Genomic DNA, 6220 nt, shown 5'->3' with positions numbered 1-6220 from the left:
GGTGCGGGACCGCGGCGCTGAGCATCGAGGTACTGCTGGGGTGGTGCCGACCCGCCCGCGCCGACCGGGGCGGGCACCGTGGGTCTGGTGTGTGACGGCAGGTGCAGCGATGGGTGCGGGTAGGCAGGCGCGGGCGTGGACCAGTCCCGTGTTTCCGCACCAGTCGGTGGCCGAATCGCGGGGTGACCGCCAAGCGCGGCGGCCCCGGCAGCGGCTAATGCGCCCGCGCTTTGAAAGCGCTCGGCTGGATTCTTGGCCAACGCGTGGGCGATTACGTCATCGATGGCGGGCGGCAAGTTGGGGGCGACCGCGGTCGCCCGGGGAATTGGCTGCATCACGTGGGCCATCAACATTGCCGACAGGCCAGAGAATTCTGCGTAGGGGGTGCGCCCAGTCACCAGCCGAAACAGTGAGCAGCCCAGTGCGTATATGTCGGCGCGGTGGTCCACCGGGCCGCCCTGGACCGCCTCGGGTGCGGCGTAGGCGGCAGTGAAAAGAAGCGCGCCGGTCGCGGTGAGACTGGTGGCATCGTCGAGGGCTCGCGCGATTCCAAAGTCTGCCAACAGGACCCGCTCCTGGTCCCCGACGGGGCCTGATAACAGGAAGTTGCCCGGTTTAATGTCACGGTGCAGCAGTTTGCGCGAGTGCGCATAGTCCAACGCCTTGGCGATTTCCTTGATGATGTACACGGCGCGTGCCGACGTCATCTGTGCGATCACCTTTTTGCTGTCAGCCGCAGTGCCGTCGACGAACTCCATGGCGATCCACAGCTGCCCGTCGTCGGTTTCGCCGCGGTCGAAAATGGTGACGATGTTGGGGTGATTCAGCGTGGCAGCCAAATCGGCTTCACGGATGAACCGCGCGCGAAACTCGGTGTCGACGGACAGTTCCGCCGACAGGATTTTCAAGGCGTCAGATCGTGGCAGTGTTCGATGCCGTGCCAGATAGACAGTGCCCATGCCGCCAGAGCCCAGTACTCGCTCAATGCGGTAGCCCGCCACAATTGTTCCAGCAGATAACGGCATCTCCGGCTCGCTATTTAGTCAGCATCAAGTACTGGGCGGCGGTCTCTTGGTGGGCCTCGGCCTCGTGTTCGGCCTGGATCCAAAAGGCGTAGCGGCCGGCGGTAGCCATGCAGACAAACGCTTGAAGTAAAGCGGGGTTCTTGGGTGTCCTAAAGCATTTTGCGGCTGGCATACCCTTAACGCCTGGCGCGCCAACGTCTTTCGTATGGGCTTGGTCATCGACGAGCATGCCCAGGACGCGGTCCGCCGAGGCGGCATCCGGGGTTTGGTAGACGTACGTCAAGATGTTGTATCCCACCTGTTGCAGCCCCGCAGATTTGAACAGCGCTTGCGCGCGCACAGGGTTTCCCTCAAAGTGCAAAATCCCCTGGGCGGTGAGGACGCCGTCGTTAATGGTTTCGTCTCCTTTTGGCGGGGGCAAGGTGCGGGCGAACAGCCCGCCGGGATCGATCGGCAACCCGGGCAGCTGCTCGACTGGAGTTGGTTTGAACTGGTCGATCAACGGGCCCTGCAGATCCAGTGTGGTGGCTACCATTTGGGTCGCGGTGTCGGCACTCTCGGCCGACCAGCTCCACTGGTAGAACACATACGGGCCGTGCGCCGTGATCGCGATGACCTCGTGATGGACTTCCTTGACGTTGTTCGCTAAGTCCTCCGAGTTGTAGTCATGGAACACCGCCGGGGTATCCGGGTGCCGCGGAATCGGGATCGGCGTGGTGGGGACCGGCGGTTCGTCAGGGGTGATAGTCAGGGCGCCGCTTTTGCTGGCCATGTCGGCAGCCGCTGCGGACGCATCTTGGGGGCTGGCGAACCGCAACACGGTATGCGACAGCCCTTTGTGGGGGCCGGTTTCGGCGTAGCGGCCGCTGGAAAATGCGGTGACAAAATTGTGCTGTGCCACGTCGTCACCGATCGGGGCATTAAGCCACGCAGCAGGGTCCATTTGCACACCGGTGTCGAACTGCTCGGAACCCGACAGGGCCGGGTCGACTTCCCAGGGACCCACCACGTTGTCGGCCATCCGCCGGGCCTCGACCCGAGCGCCTTTAGTGGCGTCGCCGGCCACGCCGAAGGGTGGCTTCGGTTTGGTCGGGTAGTTTCCCGGGTCGAGCAGCGCCACATCAACGCCGTTACCGCCAACTCGTGCGGCCGCTTTGATCGGCCGGCCCGCAACCGTCGCACTACACCCGGCCACCGTGAATACCGCGATCGAAGCGGCGATCGAGGCGCGCACCGCGCTGATCATGAGGCCGTCAACATGAGGTATTGGGCGGCGACGACCTGGTGGGCGTCGCGTTCCTGGGCCGCGGTCACCCGGATCGCGTAGCGATCTGCGGCAGCCACACACATGTAGCGGATATCGGTGTTTCCGTTGGGTTTTTGGCCAAGTTCAAAGCAGCGAGCAGAAGGTAGCCCATTGATACCGGCCGCAGACTTGTAACCGTAGCCGGGAACATCCATGCGCACGAGACCTTCGACAACACGATTTGCGCCAGTACTGTCGACAGTTTCATACACGGTGCTCCTATTGACCGCTACATGTTGTACGCCAGCGGAGGTGAACATCTGCTGCGCCGCAATCGGATTGGGGCGATAGTGCAGCGCAGCGTGCGGCTCCAACACCGCGCCCTCTTTGAGGTTGCCCGGCACGGTGCGCGCCAGCAGCCCGGTGGGATCTGCCGGCAAACTGGCGAACTGATCCGCCGGTGTTGGCTGGAAGCGATCGATCAACGGGCCTTGCAGATCCAGCACGCGGGCGATCATCTGCGCGAGCGCGTCCACGGATTCCCCGGAGCCGGCATCCTGGAACAGCACATAGGGCCCGCGCGCCGTGAAGACGTCGGCTTCGAAGCCCCCGCTGGGGTTCAGACTGTTAGCCGTGGTGTCCGGGTGGCGTGGGATCGGAATTGGCAGCGGGCTGCCCGTCGTGTCGGGATGCGGCATCGCGGCATCTTTGGCAGCCATCTCGGTCGCCGCCGCGGCGGCGTCCTCGGGGCTGGCGAACCGGAATACCCCGTTGCACAGCATCTTGCTGCCCTTGCCGGTTCCGGCCGGCTTTCCGGGTGCCGGCGGCGGCGACAGTCGCTGGGTGATGAACCCCCCGACATAGTTGTGTGCGGCCGCCACAGTCGTCAGATCTGGGCCCCAGAAATCCGCAAGAGAGTCAGTGGTGGGCAACGTCCGAGTGTTTATCTTCGCCTGCACAACCATGCTGGGATCCACCTCCCAGGGGCCCACAACATTGTTGGCCATCCGCAAGGCCTCCACGATGCGGCCCGCCCCGTCGTCGGCGACCTGGCCCAGCGGCGCGAGTGGATGTCGCGGGTAATTCCCCGGATCCAGCAGCGCCACGTCCACCTGGGCCGGGCCCGACTGAGGCGCCTGAACAGCATGCCCCGCGACCACAGTCGAGCAACCTGCCATCAGCGCAATCACCGCGGCGGCGACCAGCGGCCCAGCCGTCGACCACCGTCCCCGCCGGGACGGCGGGACGCCAACCGAGCGTGCCCCGACTCTCAACGCACCACCCCCCGCCGCCGTCACTGTCGGCATCAACTGACCAAGCCATCCGATCGCGGCGTATTGCGAGGCGCACTAATGGGGTTGTGCATGCGGGCATCGCCATTGCTCGAGCCGGCCGCCATCGGCACCGCGGTGCCGCGTCCCGTCATAGCAGTACTTCCTCCGCGTGGACCGTTTCCTCCGCCTCAGCGTCACCGGCGAAACGGTAGCCCATACTACCGACTCAACCGCCTTCGTTGACCGGACCAGATACTGCGTGAACGCCTGCGCCTCGGTCTGCTCAGCCGAGCGTTCGGCCGCTACAGTTTCGCTGCAGAAACGGCTCGGCCGCGACGTCCCTGGGAGGGCCTACGCTGCGCAGGAGATCCGTCTAGAAGTCAATAGGTGCCTCTTCACCAGCGTAAATACCCGAAACCGCTGCGCTACGCCAGTGCTACGATTCGGTATTGCAACGCTACGTTTTATGTGATTGAATCGTTGCATTCCGGGGCCAGATGGCTCCCCACCGACAAGGAGCGCCGCAAGATGACCCAAACCTTCACCCCGCCGGCTCATCGGTACGGCAACGGCGGCTTCGGCCGGCCGACCGAGGAACCCACGGTTTCTCTTCGGCAGCGACCGCCAGCGTGGGCACAGGCGGCACCCGCTTCGCCGAATCACTACGCCGGGCCGATTCCCCCGATGGCTCCCCCGCATTCGAGTCCCTGGGGCGTCCCCAACGCGTGGGCGCCACCCGCACCTTGGGGGATGCCGCCAGCCGGTGGTCAGAGCCCGAAGACGCAACGATGGCTGCTCGCGGTCGCCGGTGCGGCCGTGGCGGTGGCAGCCATTACGGTTGCGGTGGCCGCGTCGACTTCAGGGCACAACGATTCGCCGGCCGTGCCCGGGGGCGTTCCGGTCCCTACCCCACCGACCAAATCCAGCGCTCCGACCACACCGTCGGCGCCGGTTGCTCCGCCTCAGATACGCGCGATCAGCGACGCCGCGCTCCCGTCACTGCTGCTCGATCCCGCCTACGTCGGTCAGGTCATGGGCACTACCGGACTGGAGTCGATCGACAAACTGTCCGGGCCGGGCATGTTCACCGACACCGCCGACCCGGCTCAATGCGTCGGAGTAGTCATCCCGGCGAACGAAAACGCCTACGCGGGCTCGGGATCGCGCGCCACCTACGTCCAGGCGCTGCATGATCAAAGCCGGACGACGGTGTTCAGCGCGGTGACCACGTTCGCGACATCTTCGTTGGCCGGCGACCTCGTTGCTCAGCAGGCTGCTATTTGGCAGACGTGCCGATCGGCGCCAGTCGTGTTGGATCCTGGCCACGGCAACCCCACCACCTGGACGGTCGAGGACGTCTCCCCGCAAGGCGGCACTTTGACAGCCCGCATCTCCGCGGCGGGCGGTCTCTCCTGCCAGCGCGCCCTGACGTCGAAGAACAACGTCGTGATCGATGTGACCACCTGCAACACGAACCCGTCGAACGAGGCGGTAACCATCGCATCGGCGATCGCGAAGCGCGCCGCCCAGTAACTGTGCTGGTAACCGCTTACGTGGCCATGCGTAGCGCCGTAAACGCAGCGTGGCGTGTACCCGGGGGGCCAGGACCATTGGTTGCGCCGCGTGATTCGACCGCGTCCGTCGTGGCCGGGAACGCCTTCTGCTCGTCAAACACCTGTCCTACTTGCAGGCATCGATAGAGCTGGCTGAGGAGCCGTAACGCCGCGGACCTTGTGGTCGATATGCGGCTTAACGACATCCCCGCTGGCGTGGGAGGGAGAAAGCACCAATGTTGAGGACCACGTTCTCTGGTGTCGTGCGGGCGGCGATGGCGGCGGCGCTGATCGCCACATCCGCAACAGTGGTGGGTGATTGCCGCGCCAGGCCTATGCGGACTGGACTGCGCGGACCCCGGGCAACCTCCCTGCGCCGGAGCCATCCCTACCACCGGGTGAGGAGTTAAATGAACTTCAGGGTTATGTGCCTACGCGTTGTCGGGATAGCTTCTGCTGCGGCGATCGTTCTCAACCCTGCAGTTGCAAGCGCAGATCCGCCCGGCCCGCAGGACCCGCACCAGCCGGACATGACGAAGGGCTATTGTCCGGGTGGCCGATTTGGTTATGGCAAATTGGGCGTGTGCGATGGCGAAAAATATTCCGACGGCTCATATTGGCACCAATGGATGACTCGCTACATAGCCGGCCCTCAGTTTTACTACGATTGCGTGGGCGGCGACGAACCACTGCCGGGTCCGCCACCGCCTGGCGGTTGCGCCGGCAGTATTCCGCGCGATCAGCCGCCCCCTCCTGCGCCCGACCAGCCTCCCCCTCCTGCAGCCTGACCGCTCTGATGTCAGAAAGAGAAGTAGCGGGCAACTGGCCGTCTTAGCCAGTCGGATATAAACCGAATTCTGTTGTCTCGCAATGACGTGCGGGCCGCGATCGATCTCGTGCGGTGGGAACTCGAAATGCTCGGGTTAGCGTCGCTGTCGGGAGCACGTACGTCGTGACCCTGCCCAATGGTGGTACCGCGCGCGGTGATCCGCTCCGGTATCGCGATTGAGGTCACGAGGCTGTGCGCTGGAGTTGCGCTCAGACAGGCAGCAACCCACGTCTCAGTGGCGATCCCAAGGGGAGCTTCGCTGATGATTTCGTCTGCCATATCGGGGCAGACAT

Annotated in this window: 4 protein-coding genes; 1 reads left to right on the top strand and 3 read right to left on the bottom strand. The window is 64.6% G+C overall.

Going from position 1 to position 6220, the window contains the following annotated elements:
* From WAN71_RS08860 to WAN71_RS08850, 3 genes are all read right to left on the bottom strand, one after another.
* Positions 1-1025, bottom strand: a 1025-nt coding sequence (locus tag WAN71_RS08860; RefSeq protein WP_422224970.1) for a serine/threonine-protein kinase, incomplete at its 3' end; no start/stop codon positions are given.
* Positions 1026-1035: 10 nt separating this feature from the next.
* A complete protein-coding gene (locus WAN71_RS08855; protein WP_422224969.1) occupies positions 1036-2259 on the bottom strand; it encodes a DUF7373 family lipoprotein in 1224 nt (407 codons plus the stop codon).
* Positions 2260-2267: 8 nt separating this feature from the next.
* Entirely contained in the window at positions 2268-3578 is a 1311-nt protein-coding gene (locus tag WAN71_RS08850) for a DUF7373 family lipoprotein (protein WP_422224968.1), read from the bottom strand.
* Positions 3579-4073: 495 nt separating this feature from the next.
* Between WAN71_RS08850 and WAN71_RS08845 the strand changes: the two genes are divergently transcribed.
* Positions 4074-5078 carry a sensor domain-containing protein gene (locus WAN71_RS08845; protein WP_422224967.1) on the top strand — a complete coding sequence of 335 codons (1005 nt, stop codon included), beginning with the start codon at positions 4074-4076 and terminating at the stop codon, positions 5076-5078.
* The last annotated feature ends 1142 nt before the right edge of the window (positions 5079-6220 follow it).

Source organism: Mycobacterium sp., assembly GCF_049280035.1.
In the GTDB taxonomy this organism is placed as follows: Bacteria; Actinomycetota; Actinomycetes; order Mycobacteriales; family Mycobacteriaceae; genus Mycobacterium.
The sequence above is the reverse complement of the archived record's forward strand: the minus strand, read 5'-3'. Positions and strand labels throughout refer to the sequence as shown.

Bases quoted from the DNA above. Each gene is read 5' to 3' on its own strand.
- WAN71_RS08845 (WP_422224967.1), top strand. From the start codon at position 4,074: ATGACCCAAACCTTCACCCCGCCGGCTCATCGGTACGGCAACGGCGGC.
- WAN71_RS08850 (WP_422224968.1), bottom strand. From the start codon at position 3,578: ATGCCGACAGTGACGGCGGCGGGGGGTGGTGCGTTGAGAGTCGGGGCA.